The sequence below is a fragment of the Agrobacterium sp. 10T429 genome, assembly GCF_056393925.1.
The window spans coordinates 63,464-84,513 of sequence record NZ_JBFTGV010000002.1 but is presented as its reverse complement, the minus strand read 5'-3'; the positions used below and the strand labels follow the sequence as shown (position 1 = coordinate 84,513).

The 21,050-nt window shown below is 58.9% G+C and carries 24 protein-coding genes; 17 read left to right on the top strand and 7 right to left on the bottom strand.

What is annotated here, in order from left to right; all coding sequences use genetic code 11:
• Window positions 1-98: 98 nt before the first annotated feature.
• The 8 genes from rpe to AC1DCP_RS05350 all read left to right on the top strand — a co-directional run bounded on the left by rpe (window position 99) and on the right by AC1DCP_RS05350 (window position 5,851).
• Window positions 99-776 carry a ribulose-phosphate 3-epimerase gene (gene rpe / locus AC1DCP_RS05385; RefSeq protein ID WP_003515995.1) on the top strand — a complete coding sequence of 226 codons (678 nt, stop codon included), beginning with the start codon at window positions 99-101 and terminating at the stop codon, window positions 774-776.
• A 61-nt stretch (window positions 777-837) separates the two neighbouring features.
• A complete protein-coding gene (locus AC1DCP_RS05380; protein ID WP_013636387.1) occupies window positions 838-1,374 on the top strand; it encodes a hypothetical protein in 537 nt (178 codons plus the stop codon).
• Between the two features lie 107 nt (window positions 1,375-1,481).
• A complete protein-coding gene (gene purB / locus AC1DCP_RS05375) occupies window positions 1,482-2,789 on the top strand; it encodes an adenylosuccinate lyase (RefSeq protein WP_025593893.1) in 1,308 nt (435 codons plus the stop codon).
• 69 nt (window positions 2,790-2,858) lie between these two features.
• Entirely contained in the window at window positions 2,859-3,422 is a 564-nt protein-coding gene (locus tag AC1DCP_RS05370; protein WP_003516000.1) for an alpha/beta hydrolase, read from the top strand.
• Between the two features lie 183 nt (window positions 3,423-3,605).
• Window positions 3,606-4,370, top strand: a complete 765-nt coding sequence (gene purC / locus AC1DCP_RS05365) for a phosphoribosylaminoimidazolesuccinocarboxamide synthase (RefSeq protein WP_003516002.1) — start codon at window positions 3,606-3,608, stop codon at window positions 4,368-4,370.
• A 55-nt stretch (window positions 4,371-4,425) separates the two neighbouring features.
• On the top strand, window positions 4,426-4,668 hold the full coding sequence (gene purS, locus AC1DCP_RS05360) for a phosphoribosylformylglycinamidine synthase subunit PurS (protein WP_003495372.1): 243 nt from the start codon (window positions 4,426-4,428) through the stop codon (window positions 4,666-4,668).
• 20 nt (window positions 4,669-4,688) lie between these two features.
• A complete protein-coding gene (gene purQ, locus AC1DCP_RS05355; RefSeq protein WP_003516005.1) occupies window positions 4,689-5,360 on the top strand; it encodes a phosphoribosylformylglycinamidine synthase subunit PurQ in 672 nt (223 codons plus the stop codon).
• Window positions 5,361-5,443: 83 nt separating this feature from the next.
• The gene (locus AC1DCP_RS05350; protein ID WP_065687238.1) at window positions 5,444-5,851 is read left to right on the top strand and encodes a hypothetical protein; all 408 of its coding nucleotides are present in this window, start codon (window positions 5,444-5,446) and stop codon (window positions 5,849-5,851) included.
• 132 nt (window positions 5,852-5,983) lie between these two features.
• On the opposite strand, the gene AC1DCP_RS05345 is transcribed toward AC1DCP_RS05350, so the two are convergent.
• Window positions 5,984-6,289 carry a DUF1127 domain-containing protein gene (locus tag AC1DCP_RS05345; protein ID WP_003516008.1) on the bottom strand — a complete coding sequence of 102 codons (306 nt, stop codon included), beginning with the start codon at window positions 6,287-6,289 and terminating at the stop codon, window positions 5,984-5,986.
• Window positions 6,290-6,382: 93 nt separating this feature from the next.
• Here AC1DCP_RS05345 and AC1DCP_RS05340 point away from each other — a divergent pair, with 93 nt between their 5' ends.
• From AC1DCP_RS05340 to AC1DCP_RS05325, 4 genes are all read left to right on the top strand, one after another.
• On the top strand, window positions 6,383-7,801 hold the full coding sequence (locus tag AC1DCP_RS05340) for an aminotransferase-like domain-containing protein (RefSeq protein ID WP_003516009.1): 1,419 nt from the start codon (window positions 6,383-6,385) through the stop codon (window positions 7,799-7,801).
• A 107-nt stretch (window positions 7,802-7,908) separates the two neighbouring features.
• The gene (locus tag AC1DCP_RS05335) at window positions 7,909-8,499 is read left to right on the top strand and encodes an acyloxyacyl hydrolase (RefSeq protein WP_112152888.1); all 591 of its coding nucleotides are present in this window, start codon (window positions 7,909-7,911) and stop codon (window positions 8,497-8,499) included.
• A gap of 114 nt (window positions 8,500-8,613) precedes the next feature.
• The gene (gene purL, locus AC1DCP_RS05330; protein ID WP_065687236.1) at window positions 8,614-10,848 is read left to right on the top strand and encodes a phosphoribosylformylglycinamidine synthase subunit PurL; all 2,235 of its coding nucleotides are present in this window, start codon (window positions 8,614-8,616) and stop codon (window positions 10,846-10,848) included.
• Window positions 10,849-10,864: 16 nt separating this feature from the next.
• Window positions 10,865-11,098 (top strand): BolA family protein, encoded by a 234-nt coding sequence (locus AC1DCP_RS05325; protein WP_003516012.1) that lies wholly within the window; start codon window positions 10,865-10,867, stop codon window positions 11,096-11,098.
• 136 nt (window positions 11,099-11,234) lie between these two features.
• Here the strand turns inward: AC1DCP_RS05325 and AC1DCP_RS05320 are convergent, their stop codons facing one another.
• Window positions 11,235-12,383, bottom strand: coding sequence for a hypothetical protein (locus AC1DCP_RS05320; protein WP_367078819.1), 1,149 nt, complete (start codon window positions 12,381-12,383; stop codon window positions 11,235-11,237).
• A gap of 109 nt (window positions 12,384-12,492) precedes the next feature.
• On the opposite strand from AC1DCP_RS05320, the gene AC1DCP_RS05315 reads away from it, so the two are divergent.
• The 3 genes from AC1DCP_RS05315 (at window position 12,493) to AC1DCP_RS05305 (ending at window position 14,597) form a co-directional block, all read left to right on the top strand.
• A complete protein-coding gene (locus AC1DCP_RS05315) occupies window positions 12,493-12,744 on the top strand; it encodes a hypothetical protein (protein ID WP_013636391.1) in 252 nt (83 codons plus the stop codon).
• A 170-nt stretch (window positions 12,745-12,914) separates the two neighbouring features.
• Window positions 12,915-13,250, top strand: a complete 336-nt coding sequence (gene grxD, locus AC1DCP_RS05310) for a Grx4 family monothiol glutaredoxin (protein ID WP_003516034.1) — start codon at window positions 12,915-12,917, stop codon at window positions 13,248-13,250.
• Between the two features lie 138 nt (window positions 13,251-13,388).
• Window positions 13,389-14,597, top strand: coding sequence for a multidrug effflux MFS transporter (locus tag AC1DCP_RS05305; protein WP_065687398.1), 1,209 nt, complete (start codon window positions 13,389-13,391; stop codon window positions 14,595-14,597).
• 73 nt (window positions 14,598-14,670) lie between these two features.
• On the opposite strand, the gene AC1DCP_RS05300 is transcribed toward AC1DCP_RS05305, so the two are convergent.
• From AC1DCP_RS05300 to rpsD, 5 genes are all read right to left on the bottom strand, one after another.
• Window positions 14,671-15,495, bottom strand: coding sequence for an inositol monophosphatase family protein (locus AC1DCP_RS05300; RefSeq protein ID WP_065687234.1), 825 nt, complete (start codon window positions 15,493-15,495; stop codon window positions 14,671-14,673).
• A 30-nt stretch (window positions 15,496-15,525) separates the two neighbouring features.
• The gene (locus AC1DCP_RS05295) at window positions 15,526-16,353 is read right to left on the bottom strand and encodes an inositol monophosphatase family protein (RefSeq protein WP_003516037.1); all 828 of its coding nucleotides are present in this window, start codon (window positions 16,351-16,353) and stop codon (window positions 15,526-15,528) included.
• 16 nt (window positions 16,354-16,369) lie between these two features.
• Entirely contained in the window at window positions 16,370-17,284 is a 915-nt protein-coding gene (ttcA, locus tag AC1DCP_RS05290) for a tRNA 2-thiocytidine(32) synthetase TtcA (RefSeq protein WP_003516038.1), read from the bottom strand.
• 63 nt (window positions 17,285-17,347) lie between these two features.
• On the bottom strand, window positions 17,348-18,277 hold the full coding sequence (locus tag AC1DCP_RS05285; RefSeq protein WP_003495341.1) for a glutaminase: 930 nt from the start codon (window positions 18,275-18,277) through the stop codon (window positions 17,348-17,350).
• 69 nt (window positions 18,278-18,346) lie between these two features.
• Window positions 18,347-18,964: a 30S ribosomal protein S4 gene (rpsD, locus tag AC1DCP_RS05280; protein WP_003516040.1), complete on the bottom strand. Its 618-nt coding sequence runs from the start codon at window positions 18,962-18,964 to the stop codon at window positions 18,347-18,349.
• A gap of 451 nt (window positions 18,965-19,415) precedes the next feature.
• Between rpsD and AC1DCP_RS05275 the strand changes: the two genes are divergently transcribed.
• Both AC1DCP_RS05275 and AC1DCP_RS05270 read left to right on the top strand, forming a co-directional pair.
• The gene (locus tag AC1DCP_RS05275) at window positions 19,416-20,399 is read left to right on the top strand and encodes a TerC family protein (RefSeq protein ID WP_003516041.1); all 984 of its coding nucleotides are present in this window, start codon (window positions 19,416-19,418) and stop codon (window positions 20,397-20,399) included.
• 131 nt (window positions 20,400-20,530) lie between these two features.
• On the top strand, window positions 20,531-21,049 hold the full coding sequence (locus tag AC1DCP_RS05270; RefSeq protein ID WP_065687233.1) for a hypothetical protein: 519 nt from the start codon (window positions 20,531-20,533) through the stop codon (window positions 21,047-21,049).
• The last annotated feature ends 1 nt before the right edge of the window (window position 21,050 follow it).

Below are 21,050 nucleotides of genomic sequence, written 5' to 3'. Positions count from 1 at the left end.
CGGCTGAAAACCGGCGGCAACCGCGCGACAAGCCGTTTCAAACCCTGATACTTGATGCTAAAGGCAGCTTACGCAACGCGTCGAGAGGAGTTTGCCCCATGTCCCTGCCAATCCGGATTGCACCGTCCATTCTGGCGTCCAATTTCGCCAAGCTGGGACAGGAAGTCGCCGATGTGACGGAAGCGGGAGCAGACTGGATCCACCTCGATGTCATGGACGGCCATTTCGTGCCAAACATCTCCTTCGGTCCTGACGTCATCAAGGCGCTCCGCCCGCACAGCAATGCCTTTTTCGACTGCCACCTGATGATTGCCCCCGTCGATCCCTACCTCGAAGCCTTCGCCAAGGCCGGCTGCGACGGCATTACCGTCCACGCGGAGGCAGGCCCGCATCTCCATCGCTCACTCCAGACCATCCGCACGCTCGGCAGGAAGGCCGGCGTAACGCTCAACCCCGCCACGCCGCTTTCGGTCATCGAAAACGTGCTTGACGATGTCGATCTCGTGCTGATCATGAGCGTCAATCCCGGTTTCGGCGGACAGAAATTCATTCCGGCCATGCTCGACAAGATCCGTGCGGCAAAGGCCATGATCGGCGACCGGCCGATCGAACTTGAAGTGGACGGCGGCGTGACGGCGGAGACAGCCGGCGCCATCGTCGCAGCCGGTGCCAACGCACTGGTGGCCGGTTCGGCCGTCTTCAAGGGTGATGGCGTCGCAGACTATCGCAAGACGGTTTCGTTGTTGCGCTCGGTGTCGGAAGCCGCCCGGTCCTGACCCGCCACAGCAGCCGGAGACACCGGAGACGGGACGGCAGGGCGTTTGGGTGGGGGCTTTGATGAACAGCGACAGGCGGAATTTCCACGACGTCATCCCGGCAGCGCTGTTTTCGCTCCTCGCTCCGCTTGTCTGGGCCGCCATCTCGGCAGCCACCGCTACCCTCGGCCTCTATCTCCGCAACCGGCTGGAAACCGACCATGCCGCCGATATCGCCGTGCTGTTCTTCTTCGGCGGTCTCCTGGGCTGGCCGCTGGCCATGGTTGCCTTGCGCTTCCTGCCCGCATCCACCAGCCTGCCGCTGCGTTTTGCGGCAAGCTGCCTTGCCATCGCTTTTTTCACGATCGCGGTGGCGGCGGCATTTTTCGCGCTCCAGTACCGCATCTTTTATGCGCAATGGCACGCGCCGGCATTTTCCCGCATCTGGTTTTTCCAGCAATTTTTCACCTCGCTTGGCGCGATCTACCAGTTCTGCATTCTCGGCCTCGGCCTCTATTTTCCGTTTGCCGCCATTCCGCTTGCGCTGGCAGGCGCCATCCTTTGCCGCCGTGCGCACAGAGCGCCACGCGTCCGTTCGGACGTACACCGGACGCTCTAGCATTTTGAATGTACGCATCGAGCCGATGCGAAGGCTTGATAGATTGAGATTCGCGGAACACTTTGCTAAACGGGCAGCAAAATTCCTCCACAAAGAAAGTCATTGCCATGATCCCTCGTTACTCCCGGCCGGAAATGGTCGCCATCTGGTCGCCGGAAACAAAATTCCGCATCTGGTTCGAGATCGAGGCGCATGCCTGTGACGCGCTGGCCGAGCTCGGCGTCATTCCGAAATCGGCCGCACAGACCATCTGGGAAAAAGGCGGCAGCGCGACTTTCGACGTCGCCCGCATCGACGAGATCGAGGCCGTCACCAAACACGACGTCATCGCCTTCCTGACGCACCTTGCGGAATTCGTCGGTCCCGACAGCCGCTTCATCCACCAGGGCATGACCTCGTCCGACGTGCTTGACACAACCCTCAACATCCAGCTCGTCCGCGCTGCCGATCTCCTGCTGGCCGATATGGACCGCGTGCTGGCGGCGCTCAAGACCCGCGCTTTCGAACACAAGAACACGGTACGCATCGGCCGCAGCCACGGCATCCACGCCGAGCCGACCACGATGGGCCTGACCTTCGCCCGCTTCTACGCCGAGATGCATCGCAACCGCGAGCGTCTCGTCAATGCGCGCGCGGAAATCGCCACGGGCGCGATCTCCGGTGCTGTCGGCACCTTCGCCAATATCGATCCGCGCGTCGAGGAACATGTCTGCGCAAAGCTCGGCCTCGTGCCCGAGCCGGTCTCCACGCAGGTCATCCCGCGTGACCGCCACGCCATGTTCTTCGCCATCCTCGGCGTCATCGCCTCGTCGATCGAAAACGTCGCCATCGAAATCCGCCACATGCAGCGCACCGAGGTTCTGGAAGCGGAAGAGTTCTTCTCTCCCGGCCAGAAGGGTTCGTCGGCCATGCCGCACAAGCGTAACCCGGTTCTCACCGAAAACCTCACGGGCCTTGCCCGCCTGGTGCGCATGTCGGTCGTTCCCGCGCTTGAAAACGTGGCGCTCTGGCATGAGCGTGACATCAGCCACTCCTCCGTGGAGCGCGCCATCGGCCCCGACACCACAGTCACCCTCGATTTTGCGCTGAACCGCCTTGCCGGCGTCATCGAAAAGCTGGTGATCTATCCCGACAACATGCTGAAGAACATGAACAAGTTCCGCGGCCTCGTGCACTCGCAGCGCGTTCTTCTGGCGCTGACGCAGGCCGGCGTGTCCCGCGAGGACGCCTACCGTCTGGTGCAGCGCAACGCCATGAGGGTCTGGGAACAGGGTGCGGATTTCCTTGAGGAACTGCTGGGCGACGAGGAAGTGCGCGCCGCCCTTCCCGAAAGCGTCATCCGCGAAAAATTCGACCTCGGTTACCACACCAAGCATGTCGACACGATCTTCGCCCGCGTCTTCGGCAACGCCTGAGGCGAGGCTCCCGAAGTTAATGCCGTCGCGACCTTGATCGCGACGGCATGAAACCACAGATATGGGCCCATGAAAGTTTCAGAAGCAGATATTCTCATCGTACCGGGTTACACCAATTCCGGTCCTGACCACTGGCAGACACGCTGGGAGCGCAAGCTTTCGACAGCGCGCCGCGTCGAGCAGGCTGAATGGTCAAAACCGGTGAAGGAAGACTGGATCGCGCGGCTGGTGGAAGAGGTTAACGCCTCGACCAAGCCCGTTGTCATCGTCGCCCATTCGCTGGGTGTGCCGACCGTCATCCACGCCCTTCCGGAAATCGGCAAGAAGGTTGCAGGCGCGCTTCTGGTGGCGCCACCGGATGTCGCCAATCCCGATATCAGGCCGAAACATCTGATGACCTTCGGTCCCTATCCGCGTGATCCATTGCCGTTTCCGGCAATCACAATTGCCAGCCGCAACGATCCCTTTGGATCCTACGAACATGCCGACGATATTGCCGCCGCCTGGGGTGCGATGCTGGTGGATGCAGGCATGTCCGGCCATATCAACGCCGAGTCTGGCCATGGCCCCTGGCCCGAGGGTGGCATGGTATTTGCCCAGTTCCTGAGCCGCCTCAAGGTGAACGAGCCCTGACCATCGCGGCCAGCCGCTGAAGCCGGTCGATTTTCGGCCGGGCAACATTCTTCCGCCCGACACAAGAATTGAAGGGAAGATATGCGAGCCGCATTGTAGAATGCACTCTTTTCCTTTATGGGACCGCTCAAAGACAGAAACGCAACGCCACCAGAATCGGCGTGAACCAAGAGACCTGCCATTATGAACCGTCGCCGCCGTATTTACGAAGGCAAGGCCAAGATCCTCTACGAAGGTCCGGAGCCAGGCACGCTTATCCAGTTCTTCAAGGACGATGCGACTGCCTTCAACAAGAAAAAACACGAAGTCATCGACGGCAAAGGTGTGTTGAACAACCGGATTTGTGAATATGTCTTCACCCATCTGAACAAGATCGGCATTCCCACACACTTCATCCGCCGCCTCAACATGCGCGAGCAGTTGATCAAGGAAGTCGAGATGATCCCGCTCGAGATCGTCGTGCGCAATGTCGCCGCCGGCTCGCTGTCGAAGCGACTCGGCATCGATGAAGGCGTGGTTCTGCCGCGCTCCATCATCGAGTTCTACTACAAGTCCGACGAGCTGGAAGACCCGATGGTCTCCGAAGAGCACATCACGGCCTTCGGCTGGGCCAACCCTGCCGAGCTTGACGACATCATGGCACTGGCGATCCGTGTCAACGACTTCCTGTCCGGCCTGTTCTTGGGCGTCGGCATCCAGCTGGTCGACTTCAAGATCGAATGCGGCCGCCTGTTCGAAGGCGACATGATGCGCATCATCCTCGCCGACGAGATTTCGCCCGATAGCTGCCGCCTGTGGGACATCGAGACCCAGAAAAAAATGGACAAGGACCTGTTCCGCCGCGACATGGGCGGCCTCGTGGAAGCCTATTCCGAAGTGGCACGCCGTCTCGGCATCATCAATGAAAACGAACCGATCCGCGGCACCGGCCCTGTCCTGGTAAAGTAATTTCGGCCTCGTGAAATAATATCGGCCTAGCAAGGTAAAATCAGGAGAAGATCAGGTGATCAAGGCACGGGTGACTGTTACGCTGAAGAACGGCGTTCTCGATCCGCAGGGCAAGGCAATCGAAGGCGCACTCGGCAGCCTCGGTTTCGGTGGCGTCGGCCATGTCCGTCAGGGCAAGGTCTTCGACCTGGAACTGGAAGGTGCAGACAAGGCCAAGGCCGAGACCGACCTGAAGGCGATGTGCGAAAAGCTCCTGGCCAATACGGTTATCGAAAACTACTCTATCGCCATTCTCTAAAGCCGCAGGAGCCGCCGACCATGAAATCCGCTGTCGTCCAACTTCCCGGCCTCAACCGCGATCGCGACATGATCGCGGCACTCACGAAAATCTCCGGCAAGGCGCCCGTCACCATCTGGCAGACGGAGACGACTATCCCGGATGTCGACCTGATCGTCATTCCGGGCGGCTTTTCCTATGGCGACTATCTGCGTTGCGGCGCAATTGCTGCACGCATGCCGGTCATGCAGGCCATTCGCGAAAAGGCTGAGCAGGGCGTCAAGGTTCTCGGCGTCTGCAACGGCTTCCAGATTTTGGTCGAAGCGGGCATGCTGCCGGGCGCGCTGATGCGCAACGCCTCACTGAAATTCGTCTGCCGCGAAGTGAAACTCGAAGTCGTCAACAACGACACCGAATTCACCCGCGCCTATGACAAGGGCCAGGTTCTGCGCTGCCCCGTAGCCCACCACGATGGCAACTATTTCCTCGATACGGATGAGCTTAAGTCCGTCGAAGACAACGGTCAGGTCGTTTTCCGTTATGCAGATGGCACCAATCCGAACGGCTCGCTGAACGACATTGCCGGCGTCATCAACGCCAAGGGCAACGTTCTCGGCATGATGCCGCACCCGGAAAACCTGATCGAAGCTGCCCATGGCGGCAATGACGGTCGTGGCCTCTTCGCCTCGGCGCTTGGCGTTATCGCAGCCTGACAAGCGGGCGGGCCATCCGCCTGCCCTCTTCCCGATGATGCTCTTTATGGCTCCAGTTTTTGGCCCTTACCTTGGATGACGCGATGAACCGCCTGCTCCGTGCCCACGCCCCGAAGGCCGCTGGATTGCTTCTCGCCGCAGCAGCGCTTGCTGCGTGCCAGCCCAAGCCGCAACCGGCATCGTCCTCCGCATCCCGTGCGGCATTACCGACGATGGAGCGAATCGCGCTTGGCGCCAATGCTTGCTGGTTCAAATCGGGCGATCCGGCGTTCAAGGCCTATCGCCTGGCGCCCGAACTCAACTCCTTCTCGGGCCGTCCGCGCATTCTGCTCGTACCGCGCAACAGCCCGGAATCGCGCCCGATGCTGGTTATTCAGGCAGAAGGCAACCCGGCAAAGCTCGACGCTTTCGGCCCCGTTATGAACGAAGCCATCTCCGGGCGCATCGCAACCGACGTCAAACGCTGGGCGAATGGCGGCAAGGGCTGCTGATCGGGCAAAACTGCGCTAAAAGCCTACCAAATACAAAAAAGACCCGCCGACGCCGGTTGGGACTGGCGTGGCGGGCCTGCCGAATGGCTGTTCAGGCACCGGGGAAAGATGGCGCCGCTCTCCGGCAGAAAATCAAAGCGGCCGCGACGGCCATGAAAACAGCTGCGATCTCGCGGCCTCCTTCAAGGCCTCGTCCCGCGTAACGCCGATATCGTCCAGAAGATCGTCGGACAATTCCCGCAAGGCAAGCCGTCCCTGACGTTTGCCATGCCAGTTGGACAATCCCGCAATCAGGCGGCCAATAAGCGTGTGAGCGATCCGGGCCGGAAAGGGCGACGGTGCGACCATGTCGCCGGTATCGCGGAACACGCGTTCCCGTTCGTAGCCGTCAGGATAAAGCGTATCCGCTGTCGAAAGGTATTGATCCATCTTGCGCATATTGCACCTATTGTCTCCGTGCGTTTGATCTCATTGACTGCATCCGATAAATACAATTGACTTGCGGATAGATACAATGCATAAATTGTCACCATGACAAATTGGCTTCCCGATATCACCGAGGGCAACGGCCCCATCTACCTTCGCCTCGCGGACAAGATCGAAGGCGCAATTTCGGATGGCATCTTGCAGGCCGGGTCGAAATTGCCGCCGCAACGCAATCTCGCTTTCGATCTGGGTGTTACAATCGGTACAATCAGCCGGGCATATGCCCTCATCCACGAACGCGGCCTCGTCAGCGGCGAAGTCGGCCGTGGCACCTATGTCAACGAGCGTAAGGCTGCCGCCCCGTTATCACGCGTGGAACCGACGGCATCGGCATTCGGCGGCACGCGCTACGCGGTGGACACCAGCGCCGAATTCCGCCTGAACACCACGGCTGCTCCCGATGTCGGGCAGAGCGCGCTGGTCAGCAAACACGTCGAGGCCGTGACGAGAGAACATCCGTTCGAAATTTCCAACTACACCCGCTCCTTTCCCGACAACTGGTGCATGGCAGGCGTTCGCTGGCTTTCCCAGAATGGCTGGTCGCCAAAACCGGAAAACATCGTTTCGACGCTTGGCGCCCATGCTGCGGTGATGAGTGTGGTAACGGCAATGACCGCGCCGGGCGACCGTATCGTTTTCGAACCCCTCACCTATTCCCATATCAGCCGCAGCGCCGCCCTTGCCGGACGGCGGGTGACACTGGTGGAAGTGGATGAGAAAGGCATTATCCCCGATGATTTCGAGCGCGTTTGCGCCCAACAGCATCCAAAGATGATCTTCCTGATGTCGGCGGGCCAGAACCCGACCTGCGCCACCCTGCCCGAGGAGCGGCGGCGGGCGATCGCCGATATCGCCCGCAGATACGGCGTATGGATCGTGGAGGACAATCTCTATGGCGCCATGACGCGGGATGCGATCCCACTCATTGCGGAATTCGCGCCCGATCTTACCTTCGTTGTCGGCGGCCTGTCGAAATCCGTTTCCGCCGGCGTCAGGGGTGGCTGGGTCGCCTGCCCGGCGCAATTCGCCTCGAGAATTCGCATTTCGCATTCGATGATAACCGGCGGACTGCCGTTTATGCTGGCCGAACTGAATGCACGCCTCGTCAACAGCGGTGACGCAGACGACATCCGCAAGGACTGTATCGCCGAGATCAACCAGCGCGAGGCCCTCGCCAGACGCATCTTTGCAGGGCTGGAATTCAACTCCCTGCCGGACATCGCCTTTCTGTGGCTGAGGCTGCCTGAACCGTGGCTGTCTGGAACCTTCCGCAGCGCTGCCATGAAGGAAGGTGTGCTGATAGACGACGAGGACGAGTTCAAGGCCGGGCGCACGGAGAAGGTTTACCACCGTGTCCGCATCAGCCTTTCCGGGCCGTCAAACCAGGAAGAACTGAAGCATGCCCTGGGTATCCTGCGGCATTTGCTCGACAATGGTTCAGCCGGTTACGAAAGCGAGGCGTGAGCGGGAACGAGTCTTTCCTGCAACACGCCCCCTAATTCAGTAACTCATTATTTACCACGCCGACGAATCTGCCATCCTTTCCCTACTTCGGAGCGGGGAATGATTCGATGGCAGCATCCAGTTCCATATCCGCCAGGGCATTTGTTGCTCTCGCGATGGTTTTCGTAGCATGTGTGTTGAGTGACATGACGCCGGCCGCCGCCGCAGACGGCACGGTGTTCGATGAATTGCGTTTCGGGGTCACAACCTCGCTTGCCGATCGCAGTGGTGGCGGCGAAGATGGCGTATTCCCGGCCTTCACTGCCTATTTCGATCCTTTCGCGAGCGCCTCGGCTGTCACTTTTAGCGAAAAACTTGCCCGACCGCGTCTGCATCTGGGTGCGGAAATCGGCACCGAGGGCGAAGCAAATACCATTTACGGCGGTATCAACTGGACCTTCGACCTCAATCCGAAGATTTTCGTCGACCTCGGCTTTGGCGGCCTGTGGCATGACGGCAGGCTGAGAAATGGTACGGGCGAAACTGGCGCGGAATTCGGTTGCCGCGTGCTTTTTCATGAATATGCCGCCATCGGATATCGCTTCAACAGCAACTGGAATATTTCGACCCAGATCGAACATGCCTCCCATGCCAATCTGTGCGACGGCCCCAATGACGGGCTGACGCGTGTCGGACTTATGGTCGGCTACAAGTTCTGAATAACCCAACAAAGCAGCGTTTTGCTGGCAAAACTGCGCATTTTCCTGTCGCACGGAGAGGCCTCTTGCGCTAAAGAACCGGAAACTTTCCTCGGCTCGAACCGCGTGAGACCTATGTCGATTCCAAACTCCATCAAGATCACCCCGGAACTCGTTGCATCCCACGGGCTGAAGCCCGACGAATACCAGCGTATCCTCGACCTGATCGGACGGGAGCCGAGCTTTACCGAGCTTGGCATTTTCTCGGCCATGTGGAACGAGCACTGCTCCTACAAGTCCTCCAAGAAATGGCTGAAGACCCTGCCCACCACGGGCCCGCGCGTCATTCAAGGCCCCGGCGAAAATGCCGGCGTGGTGGATATCGATGATGGCGACTGCGTCGTCTTCAAGATGGAAAGCCACAACCATCCGTCCTACATCGAGCCCTATCAGGGTGCGGCAACCGGCGTCGGCGGCATCCTGCGCGATGTCTTCACCATGGGCGCACGCCCGATCGCAGCCATGAATGCGCTACGTTTCGGCGCACCCGACCATCCGAAGACCCGCCACCTCGTGGCTGGCGTCGTCGCCGGTGTCGGCGGTTACGGCAACTCCTTCGGCGTGCCGACCGTCGGCGGCGAAGTGGAATTCGATCCCCGCTATAACGGCAACATCCTCGTCAACGCCTTTGCCGCCGGGCTTGCCAAGTCCGATGCGATCTTCCTTTCGGAAGCCAAGGGCGTCGGCCTGCCGGTGGTGTATCTCGGTGCGAAGACCGGCCGCGACGGCGTCGGCGGCGCGACCATGGCCTCTGCCGAATTTGATGAGTCGATCGAAGAAAAGCGCCCAACCGTTCAGGTCGGCGACCCCTTCACCGAAAAGTGCCTGCTGGAAGCCTGCCTCGAGCTGATGAAAACAGGCGCGGTCATCGCCATTCAGGACATGGGTGCCGCCGGCCTTACCTGCTCGGCCGTCGAAATGGGCGCCAAGGGCGATCTCGGTATCGAACTTGATCTCAACGCCGTACCGGTGCGCGAAGAGCGCATGACGGCCTACGAAATGATGCTATCGGAAAGCCAGGAGCGCATGCTCATGGTTCTCGAGCCCTCCAAGGAAGAAGTCGCCAAGGCGATTTTCGTCAAGTGGGGTCTGGACTTCGCCATCGTCGGCAAGACCACCGACGACCTGCGTTTCCGCGTGCTGCACAATGGCGAGGAAGTCGCCAACCTTCCGATCAAGGATCTCGGTGATCAGGCTCCGGAATACGACCGCCCGTGGACGCCCGCAAAGGTTCAGGCTCCGCTTGCGGAGAACGACGTTCCTGATGCAGACATTGCCGACGCATTGGTGTCGCTGGTCGGTTCGGCCAACAACTCCTCGCGCCGCTGGGTCTACGAACAGTATGACACGCTGATCCAGGGCAATTCCCTGCAGCTGCCAGGTGGCGATGCCGGCGTTGTCCGCGTTGAAGGCCATGACAAGAAGGCGCTCGCCTTCTCCTCCGACGTGACACCGCGTTATGTCGAGGCAGACGCCTTTGAAGGCGGCAAGCAGGCCGTGGCCGAATGCTGGCGCAACATCACCGCAACCGGCGCTTTGCCGCTCGCGGCCACCGACAACCTCAATTTCGGCAATCCGGAAAAGCCCGAGATCATGAGCCAGCTCGTCCATGCCATAAAGGGCATCGGCGAAGCCTGCCGCGCACTGGAATTCCCGATCGTTTCCGGCAACGTCTCGCTCTACAACGAGACCAACGGTCAGGCGATCCTGCCCACCCCCACCATCGGCGGCGTTGGCCTGCTGAAGGACTGGGGCCGTATGGCGCGCATCCGCTTTGCCGCCGCGGACGAAGTCGTGCTGCTGGCGGGCGCGCCTGCCGGTCTTGGCACCCATATTGCCCAGTCCGTTTACATGCGCGACGTGCATGGCCGCATCGATGGCCCTGCACCGCATGTCGATCTGGAAGCTGAAAAGAGAAATGGCGATTTCATCCGCGCCCTTATCGCAGACGGTCTTGCCACAGCGGTTCACGATTGCTCCTCGGGCGGCCTGGCTCTCGCAGTTGCCGAAATGGCAATTTCCTCCGGCATCGGCGCGACGATCGACGCGGTCGAGGGCCATAATCCCGTCCTCACCTTCTATGGCGAAGATCAGGGCCGTTATGTGCTGACCGTGAAGAAGAGCGATCTGGATGAAGTGCGCGCGGCAGCGAAGGCAGCGGGCGTTTCCTGCCCGGCGATCGGCGTCACCGGCGGCTCAAGCGTAAAGCTGGGCACGGCACGCGCTATCGAGATTAAAGAATTGCACTTGGCCTATGAATCGTGGTTCCCTCAATTCATGGATGGCGAAACTCTAATCGCCGCAGAATGAATTAAGGAGATACACCATGCCCATGAAACCCGGCGACATTGAAGACATGATTAAGGCGGGAATTCCCGGGGCAAAGGTCACGATCCGCGATCTGGCCGGTGATGGCGATCATTACGCGGCGGAAGTCGTCGCGGATGCTTTCAAGGGCAAGACCCGCGTGCAGCAGCACCAGATGGTCTATGACGCGCTGAAGGGCAATATGGGCGGTGTTCTGCACGCCCTTGCCCTGCAGACCTCGGCTCCCGAATGACTGCGCCCGGAAAAGCGTCTCCGGCAGAACGGTTTCACTGTCCTTGCCGCGGCAACGCTTGAAGCCATGGATTGAAAAAGGCCCGCGTGAGACTGTCACGCGGGCCTTTTCTTTTCCGGCAAATGGCGCGTGCCGCTTACAAAACAGGTGGTTGCTGCGATTCCAGATCGGCAAAGGAGGCAGCCGGCAACGGCCCAGCCGTCAGCAGGGTAAAATCGTAACCGGACTTGCGGTCCGGCCCCAGAACATATTGCCGGTGCATGCGCAGGAAGTTGCGCTTGTTCTTTTTGTAGCGTTCGGGTGAAAGCGAGTGCTTGAAACGGATCGGCACGATCTTCGGCTGTGGCGCATCCTTGTGTCCGGTCAGCGCCACGGTGTTGCAGCGGTAGAGGTGGATCGGATCCGTCAGGCACTGGATATCGAACCATGTCACTTCAGGGTGACGCGCAATCACGCCGACGCTCTGGCGAAGCCTGTCCGCACTCGACAGCAGCGCGCATTGCAGCGCAGCGCCACCGAGGGTCGCAAAGGACAGCTTCCGGCCATCCAGCGCATCTGGCCGCAGTTCCAGCACACGACCTATCACGGCGAGCGCCAGGCTGGCGCCCATGCTATGCGACACGACCAGAACCTCCTCAGACGGCTGCTCCAGCGCTTTGAGAACGAGGGCTGCCTTCTCTTCAATCCAGTTGCGGGCAATCGGCTCATCGCGCCCGACGGCCAGCGCAAAGCGCCAGTCGGCATAAAGATGCAACGTATGAAACCGCTGGGCGAAAGGCAGAAACGCCTTCACGAAGAACAAGGCCGCAGCGGGAAGACTGATCGCAAGCAACCAGAGCGGCAAACCGAACAGCCATGGCGAGAGCGCGATCCCCGCCGCAAGTGCACCACCCACCAGCATCAGCAGAAACGGGAAAATGAAGAACAGGCCGAAACGCCAGGCATGACGGAGGTAACGCCCTGCCCCACCTTCCGCGACGATACCGGCCGCAGCCGCAAAGCCTAGTGCGATCTGCCGCCAGAGTGGCGCATCCCGCAGGCGCGATATCACAGCATTGTGGTCGTAGACGAAGATGGTGGAACGCGTCCGCCAGTCGCCGGCCGAGGCCTCCACCGAGAATGTTTCGCCAGCCGGCGAGTTCTCCAGCGCACCCACGGCATAATTGACACCCCACGTCTTGCCAGCAAGCGCTGCCGCCCGCTGATAGCGCAGATGATGCGCAGCCGCATCGAGCGGATCGAAGCCCGGGAAATAAAGAACAAGTCGTGACTTGACGGTCGGCATGCATAAACCCTCGGGCTGGAGACACCCGAAAGGATCGCTTGATACAGTGGGCGATGCACGTATAGTAAAAAACGCGACGGAAATATGATTTATTTGTTGCGAGGGAATTTTGTCTGGGATCGTCGATCAATTGCTAAACGGCGTCGTCAAAGGCGCTCTGTCCGAAGTCCTCGCCAAGACAGGCCTTCGCAAAACCCGCCGCATCCGCCGCCGGACCAAAAGCAACACGTCCCTCGCAGGCGGCATCGTCGGCTCCGTGCTGGAAGCGGCAATCAAAGCAGCCGTCAAACCCAAGCCGGCTAAAAAACAGGTTAGCAAAAGACGCACCGCCGCCGCCCGCAGCAGACAGCGGCTTCGATGATGCATCACCTCAGCGTGCTTCCAACCTGGTAGCCAAGGTTTCGGCCGTCACTTTGCGACTACACAGCAGCGTATTTTTTACGCTTCCCGGGTGGAAATCGCGCCGCGACATGTTATTTAGGGACAAAGTCAAAGCAGCGGCCTTGAACCGCATGTGAAAGGAATAGGCCTATGAGCGGCATTCACGATATGATCGACAGCGAAGTGAAGAGCAACGACATCGTTCTTTTCATGAAGGGCACCCCGCAATTCCCGCAGTGCGGTTTTTCCGGTCAGGTCGTACAGATCCTCGATTATCTCGGCGTCGACTACAAGGGCGTCAATGTGCTCGCCGATGCCGACATCCGTCAGGGCATCAAGGATTATTCCAACTGGCCGACCATCCCGCAGCTCTACGTCAAGGGCGAATTCGTCGGCGGCTGTGACATCGTAAGAGAGATGTTCCAGTCCGGTGAACTTCAAAATCACTTCCAAGAACAGGGTATCAGCGTCCGCGGCGCGGCCTGATTTCGGCCGGTTCATCCGGCCCACCCTGATTGTCAGAAAACTTATGCCAGGCGTTGCTTCATGCAACGCCTTTGCCGTTCTTTTTGGGGCAATCCTGTGACAGAACTTTCACAATCCACCACTTCGCGCGCCGTTTCGATGGGGCGCACGGAATTCATCGCGCTTGCCGCGATGCTGATGGCGATGAATGCGCTGGCCATCGATATCATGCTGCCTGGCCTTCAGGAAATCGGAGCGTCACTTGGCGTCGTGAATGAAAACCACCGTCAATACGTCATTTCCACCTATCTTCTTGGCCTCGGCATCGCTCAGCTTGTGTACGGACCGATCTCGGACCGTTTCGGGCGCCGCAAGCCGATGCTCGTCGGGCTGGCAATCTACATCGTCTCGGCCATTGCCGTCGTCTTCGTACCGTCATTCACTGGCCTGCTGGTTCTGCGCTTCATTCAGGGCATCGGCTCTGCGGCGACGCGCGTCATCACCATTTCGATCGTGCGCGACATCTATGGCGGCCGTCAGATGGCGGAAGTCATGTCGCTGATCATGATGGTATTCATGGTCGTTCCGGTCATCGCACCCGGCACTGGCCAGATCGTGCTGTTTTTCGGTGACTGGCACCTTATCTTCGCCTTCATGGCCGGAATTGCCGCCGTCGTGACCGCCTGGATGTATTTCCGCCTGCCGGAAACCCTGCATGCCGATGACGTCAGGCCTTTCACTATTCGTTCGATCCTCGGTGGCTTCAAGATCGTGCTCACCAACCGTATCGCGCTCTGCTACACGCTCTCCAGCACATTCATCTTCGGTGCGCTGTTCGGCTTCATCAATTCCGCCGAACAGGTCTATAAGGGCATCTACGGGCTGGGCGCATGGTTTGCGGCCGCTTTTGCGGGCGTCGCCCTGTTCATGGCCTTCTCGTCTTTCATCAATGCAAGGCTTGTCGGCAGGTTTGGCATGCGCAAGCTGTCGCACGGATCGCTGCTCGGCTTCATCGCCATCACCTTCGTGTGGCTGGTGGTACAGATGGTCGGGCCGGAACCGATGCCCTTTGCGATCTTCATCGTGTTCTTCGCGCTTGCCATGTTCCAGTTCGGCTGGATCGGCTCGAACTTCAACTCGCTCGCCATGGAGCCGCTCGGCCATGTCGCCGGCACGGCCTCGTCCGTTATTGGCTTCATGGGAACCGTCGGCGGTTCGCTGATCGGTGCCGTTATCGGTCAGGCTTTCGATGGCACAGCGCTGCCAATGGTAGCCGGCTTCTTCACCGTCTCCATTATCGGCCTCGTCTTCGTGCTGATCGGAGAAAAGGGCGTGCTGTTTCAGGCCCACAACAAGCCGACGCACTAAGGGCAGACAGACAAATAAAAAGGGCGCGGAACTCGGTTCCGCGCCCTTTTTATTGATAAAAGCCGAACTTCACTCAAACCGTGAAAATCTTCTCGCGCAGCAATTCCCATGTCTCCTGATCAGGAGCAAGCAGCAGGCCACCTTCAAGGTGGCGCGGCAGGTAAGGCGAGCCGTCGAAACGGGCGGCGTAGGCGCCCGCTTCCTGCGAAAGCAGGGTGCCAGCGAGATGATCCCAGGGCATAAGCTTGTTGTACATCAGGAAATGCATGTGGCCGCCGCAGAACACGCGGTATTCATGCGCAGCACAACGGTAGCTGGTGAAGAGCCGCACATCCGCGAGGTTCATGAGAATCTTGCGGCGGGTCTCCACGTCAAAATAACCGGTGTTGGCGATGCCGACCATCTGCGACAGTGCCGGTGCGGGCACGACGGACATCTGCGTCTGCGAACCATCGGCGGCACAAAGCCATGCGCCGGAACCCTTTTCGGCAATCGCCCAGTCATTGCCCATCGGATCGAAGATGAGACCGGCAACGGTCTCGCCCTTGGAGATGACGCTCATCATCACGCCAAACAGCGGCAGGCCCGACGCGAAGTTGTAGGTGCCGTCGATCGGATCGACCACCACGGCAAGATCCGCATCCGCAAGCTTGCCAAGCAGCGAGGCATCCGCCGCAACGGCCTCTTCACCGATGAACAGCGCCTGCGGCATGATGTCCTGCACGCGGGCGCGGATCAGCCGCTCAGCAGCCTCGTCAGCCTCGGTTACGAGGTCTATCGCCTCGCTCTTTATCCTGACGTCGCCCTCACCCAGATTACGGAACCTCGGCAGGATTTCCACTGCCGCCGCCTCCTGAAGCGCATTGGCGAGAGAGGCGATGTCGAGTTCGATAGCCATGGGCGATATCCTTCTATTTAAGCATCAATATTATAAGGCCACGATTTCCCGGCGCAGCATCTTCCAGCTTTCCTTGTCGGGTGCCGACAGGATGCCGCCTGTCGTCTGTCCTGGCCGGTAGGGCGTATTGTCGAAACGGGCCGTGTAGCCGCCCGCTTCCTGATGAATGAGAACGCCGGCGAGATGATCCCAAGGCATCAGCTTTTCGTGGCCGATGAAGTGCAGCTTGCCAGTCGAGGCAAGCCAATATTCATGAGCCGAGCAATTGATTGAAAGCGCCATCTTGATCTTGGCCATATTGGCGGCGATCACCGGGCGGCGATCTTCATGGCTGTGACCCCAGGAAAATATGCCGACCATTTCGGACAATGGCAGGGGATCGGCAACTTTGAGCCTTGCCTGTGAGCCGTCCTTGCGGTGGAGATAAGCGCCCTCGCCTTTGAGAGCAAGGATGGTATCACCCATGACAGGATCGTGGATGATGCCTGCGACCGTCTCACCCTTGACGGTGACGGCGAGCAGCGTGCCGAAAGCTGGAAAACCGGAAGCATAGTTGAAAGTGCCGTCGATTGGATCGATCACGAAGGCAAATGGTGCATCGGCAAGGGCAGGAATAACGGATTGATCCGCGTCATAGGCCTCTTCGCCGACAATATGGGCCTTCGGAAACCGTTGCAGAAGAGCGGCGGTTATCGCCTTTTCCGTCAGAATATCCGCCTCGGTGACGAGATCGACGGCAGAGGTCTTTTCGGAAATCGCGCCTGCGTCGAGATTGCGGAAGCGGGGCATGATTTCCTGGCGGCCGGCAGCGGCAACGGTGGAAATCAGAAAGTCGATATCTTTATCGGAAAGGGTCATCGCTAAGGGCACTTCTTCATAAGGGAGGGCTGGCCTCCGTACGCTCTTCAGGTGACGCCCCGGTGACAGAAAGCGCCGAGAAATCAAAAAGCTTCGGGTCGAGCAGATGCGATGGATTGACATGGGCAAGCGCCCGCAGCATCACGTCCTTGCGGCCCGGCATACGCCTTTCGATGTCAGCCAGCATCTCCTTCATGGCATTGCGCTGAAGCCCGTCCTGCGAGCCGCAGAGGTCACAGGGAATGATCGGGAATTCCATCGCCGCCGCGAATTTCGCCATATCCTCTTCGGCGCAATAGGCAAGCGGACGCAGCACCATCAGGTCGCCCTCGTCGTTCATCAGCTTTGCCGGCATGCCAGCCAGACGGCCGCCATGGAAGAAGTTCATGAAGAAGGTCTCGAGAATATCCTCGCGGTGATGGCCGAGCACGAGCGCGTCGCAGCCCTCTTCCCGCGCAATACGGTAGAGATTGCCGCGCCGCAGCCGCGAACAGAGCGAACAATAGGTGCCACCCGCCGGCACCTTTTCCTTCACAACGGAATAAGTGTCGCGATATTCGATGCGATGTGCGACGCCGATCTTCGCCAGATATTCCGGCAGGACGTGCTTGGGGAAATTCGGCTGGCCCTGATCCAGATTGCAGGCAATGAGTTCCACGGGCAAAAGGCCGCGCCACTTCAAATCAAGCAGCAGCGCCAGAAGGCCGTAGCTGTCCTTGCCGCCGGAAAGGCCTACCAGCCAGCGCTTCTGGCCGTTCAGCATGCCAAAATCCCCGAAGGCCTGACGTACATTGCGCAACAGCCGCTTGCGCAGCTTGTTGAAGGAGACGGAACGGGGCGCCGCGTCGAACAGCGGATGCGAAGCGCCATTTTCTCCGGCCAGGTCCTGATCGGCCTCGACCTCATCTGCGATGCTGGTGACAATGTTCATGATTAGCCCGCTCTGGCGTTCAGCCATTTTCAATGCAGGAAATGCCCGCATCCGCCCGCAATATCAAGCCCCGAATACCGACCAGCCGGTTTTCGTCGCCAGCATTTCCAGCGCATGCGACCCAAGCGCCGAATTGCCGACCTTGTTCAGACCCGGCGACCAGACCGCAATCGACGCCTTGCCCGGCGCCACTGCCATGATGCCGCCGCCCACGCCGCTCTTGCCCGGCAGGCCGACATGATAGGCGAAATCGCCCGATCCGTCATAATGGCCGCAGGTCAGCATCAGCGCATTGATGCGCCGCGCGCGTCGGTCTGACACAACCGTATGACCACTCAGCGGATTGCGGCCGCGATTGGCAAGGAAAAGACCGGCCCGTGAAAGCTGCGCGCAGGTCATGGACAGCGCGCACTGATGAAAATAGACGCCCAGCGTATATTCAACAGGGTGATGCAGATTGCCGAAGGACCGCATGAAATTGGCAAGCGCGAAATTGCGGAAACCCGTCGCCTGCTCGGATTTCGCCACGGTGTCATCAATGCTGATCGTGTCATCATCAGCGAGATAACGGACGAAACGCAGAAGCTCGCCAATCGCCTCGCGCGGCTGGTGGCCGGAAAGAACGATATCCGTCACCACGATGGCACCGGCATTGACGAAGGGATTGCGCGGAATGCCGTGCTCGTGCTCCAGCTGGACGATGGAGTTGAAGGACGACCCCGACGGCTCACGCCCGACCCGGTTCCACACCGTCTCGCCCGCTTTGCCGAGCGCCAGCGTCAGCATGAAGACCTTGGAGATGCTCTGGATCGAGAACGGCGTGAGCGCATTGCCGGCCGTATAGGTGGTTCCGTCGACAGTGGTGATGGCGATACCGAACTGGTTCGGATCGACCTTGGCGAGTTCCGGAATGTAATCCGCAACCTTGCCCTCGCCCAGGCGCGGCACCATGCTGTCGTAAATGGAATCGACGATCGCCTGAATGTCCTGCATGCAAAGCCTTCCCCAGCAAACAAAAAAGCCGCCCCGAGGGGCGGCTTTCTCAATACTGAAACGCGCCGATTAACGCGAGTAGAATTCGACGACCAGATGCGGTTCCATGACGACCGGGTACGGAACGTCAGACAGAGCCGGGATGCGAGCATAGGTCGCAACCATCTTGTTGTGATCGACTTCGATGTAATCAGGAACGTCGCGTTCTGCGAGCTGAACAGCTTCGAGAACGGTCACCAGCTGCTTGGACTTCTGGCGAACTTCGATAACGTCGCCCGGCTTGCAACGGTAAGAACCGATGTTGACGCGAACGCCGTTAACCGTGACGTGGCCATGGTTGATGAACTGACGCGATGCGAAAACGGTCGGAACGAACTTGGCGCGGTAGACGATGGCATCCAGACGCGACTCGAGCAGGCCGATCAGGTTCTCGGAGGTATCGCCCTTGCGACGGTTTGCTTCGTCGTAGGTGGCGCGGAACTGCTTTTCGCGCAGTTCGCCGTAGTAGCCCTTGAGCTTCTGCTTGGCGCGCAGCTGCGTGCCGAAGTCGCTCATCTTGCCCTTGCGGCGCTGACCGTGCTGGCCCGGGCCGTATTCGCGGCGGTTTACCGGGGACTTCGGACGGCCCCAGATGTTTTCGCCCATACGGCGGTCAATTTTATACTTAGCCGATTCGCGCTTGCTCATCGTATTTCCTTCTCAATAGGTTATGCCGGTTTGTTGCCAAACCGGTTTGAGGAAACACGCCCTCCTCTGAAGCCCGTTTCAGGACCTCTGACAGGTTTCTCACATGCGAATGGAGAGACCACGGGACATGTCGGTGATGTTGACCGCCGAACGTCAGCTTATAAACTGCAAGGCAGTCAACGAAACACACCGGACATGACTGCCCGGCGTTGGGGCGGCTTCTAAACACGTTTTACAAATTTGTCAAACAAAGCCCGCCGCTTTTTTCTCGAACCACCCCTTGAAAAGCTGGAAGGCCCACCCACTTTTAAGCCGTAATCAGGACTCGGGCCCCTCTGGCGTGTTACCGGACAACACGCGATGTCGAGTCTCTTGAAGGTTGGGGCCCACGTTTATTCCTGATACGCGTCCCCATCCGCAAAGCCAACCTCGTCCGGCTAAAGGTTGACTGATGGAGTTCCTCCTCAACGATTTTCTCGGTACCCCCACATGGATGTGGGCGGTCTTCATTTCTCTCGTCCTTGGCCTCTTGGCGCTCGATCTCGGCGTGCTGCACAAGAATTCCAAGGAAATCGGCATCCGTGAAAGCTTGCTGATGTCCGGCTTTTATATCGCCATCGGCTTGGCCTTCGGCGGATGGATCTGGTACCAGTCCGGTGAACAGTCAGCGATGGAATATGTCACCGGCTTCGTGGTCGAAAAAAGCCTCGCCATGGACAATATCTTCATCATCGCGATGATCTTCTCCTATTTCGCCATTCCCCGCCAATATCAGCACCGCGTGCTGCTATGGGGTATCCTCGGCGTGATCGTTCTGCGCGGCATCATGATTGCCGGCGGCGCCGCCATTGTCGAAAACTTCCACTGGGTGCTTTATCTCTTTGCGGCCTTCCTCGTCTTCACGGGCCTCAAGATGCTGTTTTCATCCGACCATGACGAGAACGACATCGGTAATAACCGCATCCTGAAATTCCTGCGCAGCCGCCTTCCGGTAACGGAGAAGCTGCATGGCGAGAAATTCTTCGTCAAGGAGACCGATGCTGCCACAGGCAAGCTTAAGACCTTTGTGACGCCGCTGTTTCTGGCGCTCATCATGGTCGAAATCGCCGACCTTATCTTCGCGGTCGATTCGATCCCGGCGATCTTCGCGATCACCACCGATCCGTTTATCGTCTATACCTCTAACATCTTCGCGATCCTCGGCCTGCGCGCCCTCTATTTCGCACTTGCCGCCCTGATCCACCGCTTTGCCTATCTGAAATACGCGCTGGCTGCGGTTCTGGTCTTCGTCGGCTCGAAGATTTTCGTCGCGGATATGCTGGGCATCGCCAAGATCCCGCCCGCCGTCTCGCTCGGCGTCACCGTCGCCATCCTCGCAACCGGCATCATCGGTTCGCTGATTGCAACTCGCAAGGAAACAAAGGCTATCGAGTAATGATGAGCAAGGAGGAGGCGATTACGCCTCCTCTTTCTTTTTTGATGATGAAATATATAATCTGTATTATTGTTAGCTAGAGCGAAATCTATTTTCTCAGTATTAAAACAAACGTCCAATTCATCGCAAAAATGACTTTTGAAACCGTTGATCAGGCAATCTCAGAAAAGAAACTTTGGCGAGCGAAGGAAATCCTTCAGGGCAGGCTCAGCCATCCCGACGTCGATCTGGCACTCTTTCAAAAATACGGTGAAGTGCTGCTTGAGATGAACGATCTCATTGAAGCGGGACGGATGTTGTTCTGCTCAGGCGCACGCGACGAGCGTTTCAGGGAAGCGATCACTATATTCCTGTCAAGAAGCAACAGGCGTCAACCGCAACGCTTTCTGGCGCAATTGCCTTCTTCCATTAGACGACAACGGCATCTTGCTGAATTTATCGCTTCGCCGGAATTCGAACGTGACGGATGGACAGCGACCCAGCTCTCCCGGCTCGCTCCCTTGCAAACACATGTCAGCACCCGCCCCTATCAACGGCCGCATCGATTGACCTCGGCACTGTTTATAGCCGTTATTGTTTGCGTACTGGCTCTGAGCCTCAGTGGTCTCTACACGACGATCAGTTTCGCAGTGCGGACTTTGACTGAATAGC

Bases quoted from the DNA above. Each gene is read 5' to 3' on its own strand.
- rpe (WP_003515995.1), top strand. From the start codon at position 99: ATGTCCCTGCCAATCCGGATTGCACCGTCCATTCTGGCGTCCAATTTC.
- AC1DCP_RS05380 (WP_013636387.1), top strand. From the start codon at position 838: ATGAACAGCGACAGGCGGAATTTCCACGACGTCATCCCGGCAGCGCTG.
- purB (WP_025593893.1), top strand. From the start codon at position 1,482: ATGATCCCTCGTTACTCCCGGCCGGAAATGGTCGCCATCTGGTCGCCG.
- AC1DCP_RS05370 (WP_003516000.1), top strand. From the start codon at position 2,859: ATGAAAGTTTCAGAAGCAGATATTCTCATCGTACCGGGTTACACCAAT.
- purC (WP_003516002.1), top strand. From the start codon at position 3,606: ATGAACCGTCGCCGCCGTATTTACGAAGGCAAGGCCAAGATCCTCTAC.
- purQ (WP_003516005.1), top strand. From the start codon at position 4,689: ATGAAATCCGCTGTCGTCCAACTTCCCGGCCTCAACCGCGATCGCGAC.
- AC1DCP_RS05350 (WP_065687238.1), top strand. From the start codon at position 5,444: ATGAACCGCCTGCTCCGTGCCCACGCCCCGAAGGCCGCTGGATTGCTT.
- AC1DCP_RS05345 (WP_003516008.1), bottom strand. From the start codon at position 6,289: ATGCGCAAGATGGATCAATACCTTTCGACAGCGGATACGCTTTATCCT.
- AC1DCP_RS05340 (WP_003516009.1), top strand. From the start codon at position 6,383: ATGACAAATTGGCTTCCCGATATCACCGAGGGCAACGGCCCCATCTAC.
- AC1DCP_RS05335 (WP_112152888.1), top strand. From the start codon at position 7,909: ATGGCAGCATCCAGTTCCATATCCGCCAGGGCATTTGTTGCTCTCGCG.
- purL (WP_065687236.1), top strand. From the start codon at position 8,614: ATGTCGATTCCAAACTCCATCAAGATCACCCCGGAACTCGTTGCATCC.
- AC1DCP_RS05325 (WP_003516012.1), top strand. From the start codon at position 10,865: ATGCCCATGAAACCCGGCGACATTGAAGACATGATTAAGGCGGGAATT.
- AC1DCP_RS05320 (WP_367078819.1), bottom strand. From the start codon at position 12,383: ATGCCGACCGTCAAGTCACGACTTGTTCTTTATTTCCCGGGCTTCGAT.
- grxD (WP_003516034.1), top strand. From the start codon at position 12,915: ATGAGCGGCATTCACGATATGATCGACAGCGAAGTGAAGAGCAACGAC.
- AC1DCP_RS05305 (WP_065687398.1), top strand. From the start codon at position 13,389: ATGGGGCGCACGGAATTCATCGCGCTTGCCGCGATGCTGATGGCGATG.
- AC1DCP_RS05300 (WP_065687234.1), bottom strand. From the start codon at position 15,495: ATGGCTATCGAACTCGACATCGCCTCTCTCGCCAATGCGCTTCAGGAG.
- AC1DCP_RS05295 (WP_003516037.1), bottom strand. From the start codon at position 16,353: ATGACCCTTTCCGATAAAGATATCGACTTTCTGATTTCCACCGTTGCC.
- ttcA (WP_003516038.1), bottom strand. From the start codon at position 17,284: ATGAACATTGTCACCAGCATCGCAGATGAGGTCGAGGCCGATCAGGAC.
- AC1DCP_RS05285 (WP_003495341.1), bottom strand. From the start codon at position 18,277: ATGCAGGACATTCAGGCGATCGTCGATTCCATTTACGACAGCATGGTG.
- rpsD (WP_003516040.1), bottom strand. From the start codon at position 18,964: ATGAGCAAGCGCGAATCGGCTAAGTATAAAATTGACCGCCGTATGGGC.
- AC1DCP_RS05275 (WP_003516041.1), top strand. From the start codon at position 19,416: ATGGAGTTCCTCCTCAACGATTTTCTCGGTACCCCCACATGGATGTGG.
- AC1DCP_RS05270 (WP_065687233.1), top strand. From the start codon at position 20,531: ATGACTTTTGAAACCGTTGATCAGGCAATCTCAGAAAAGAAACTTTGG.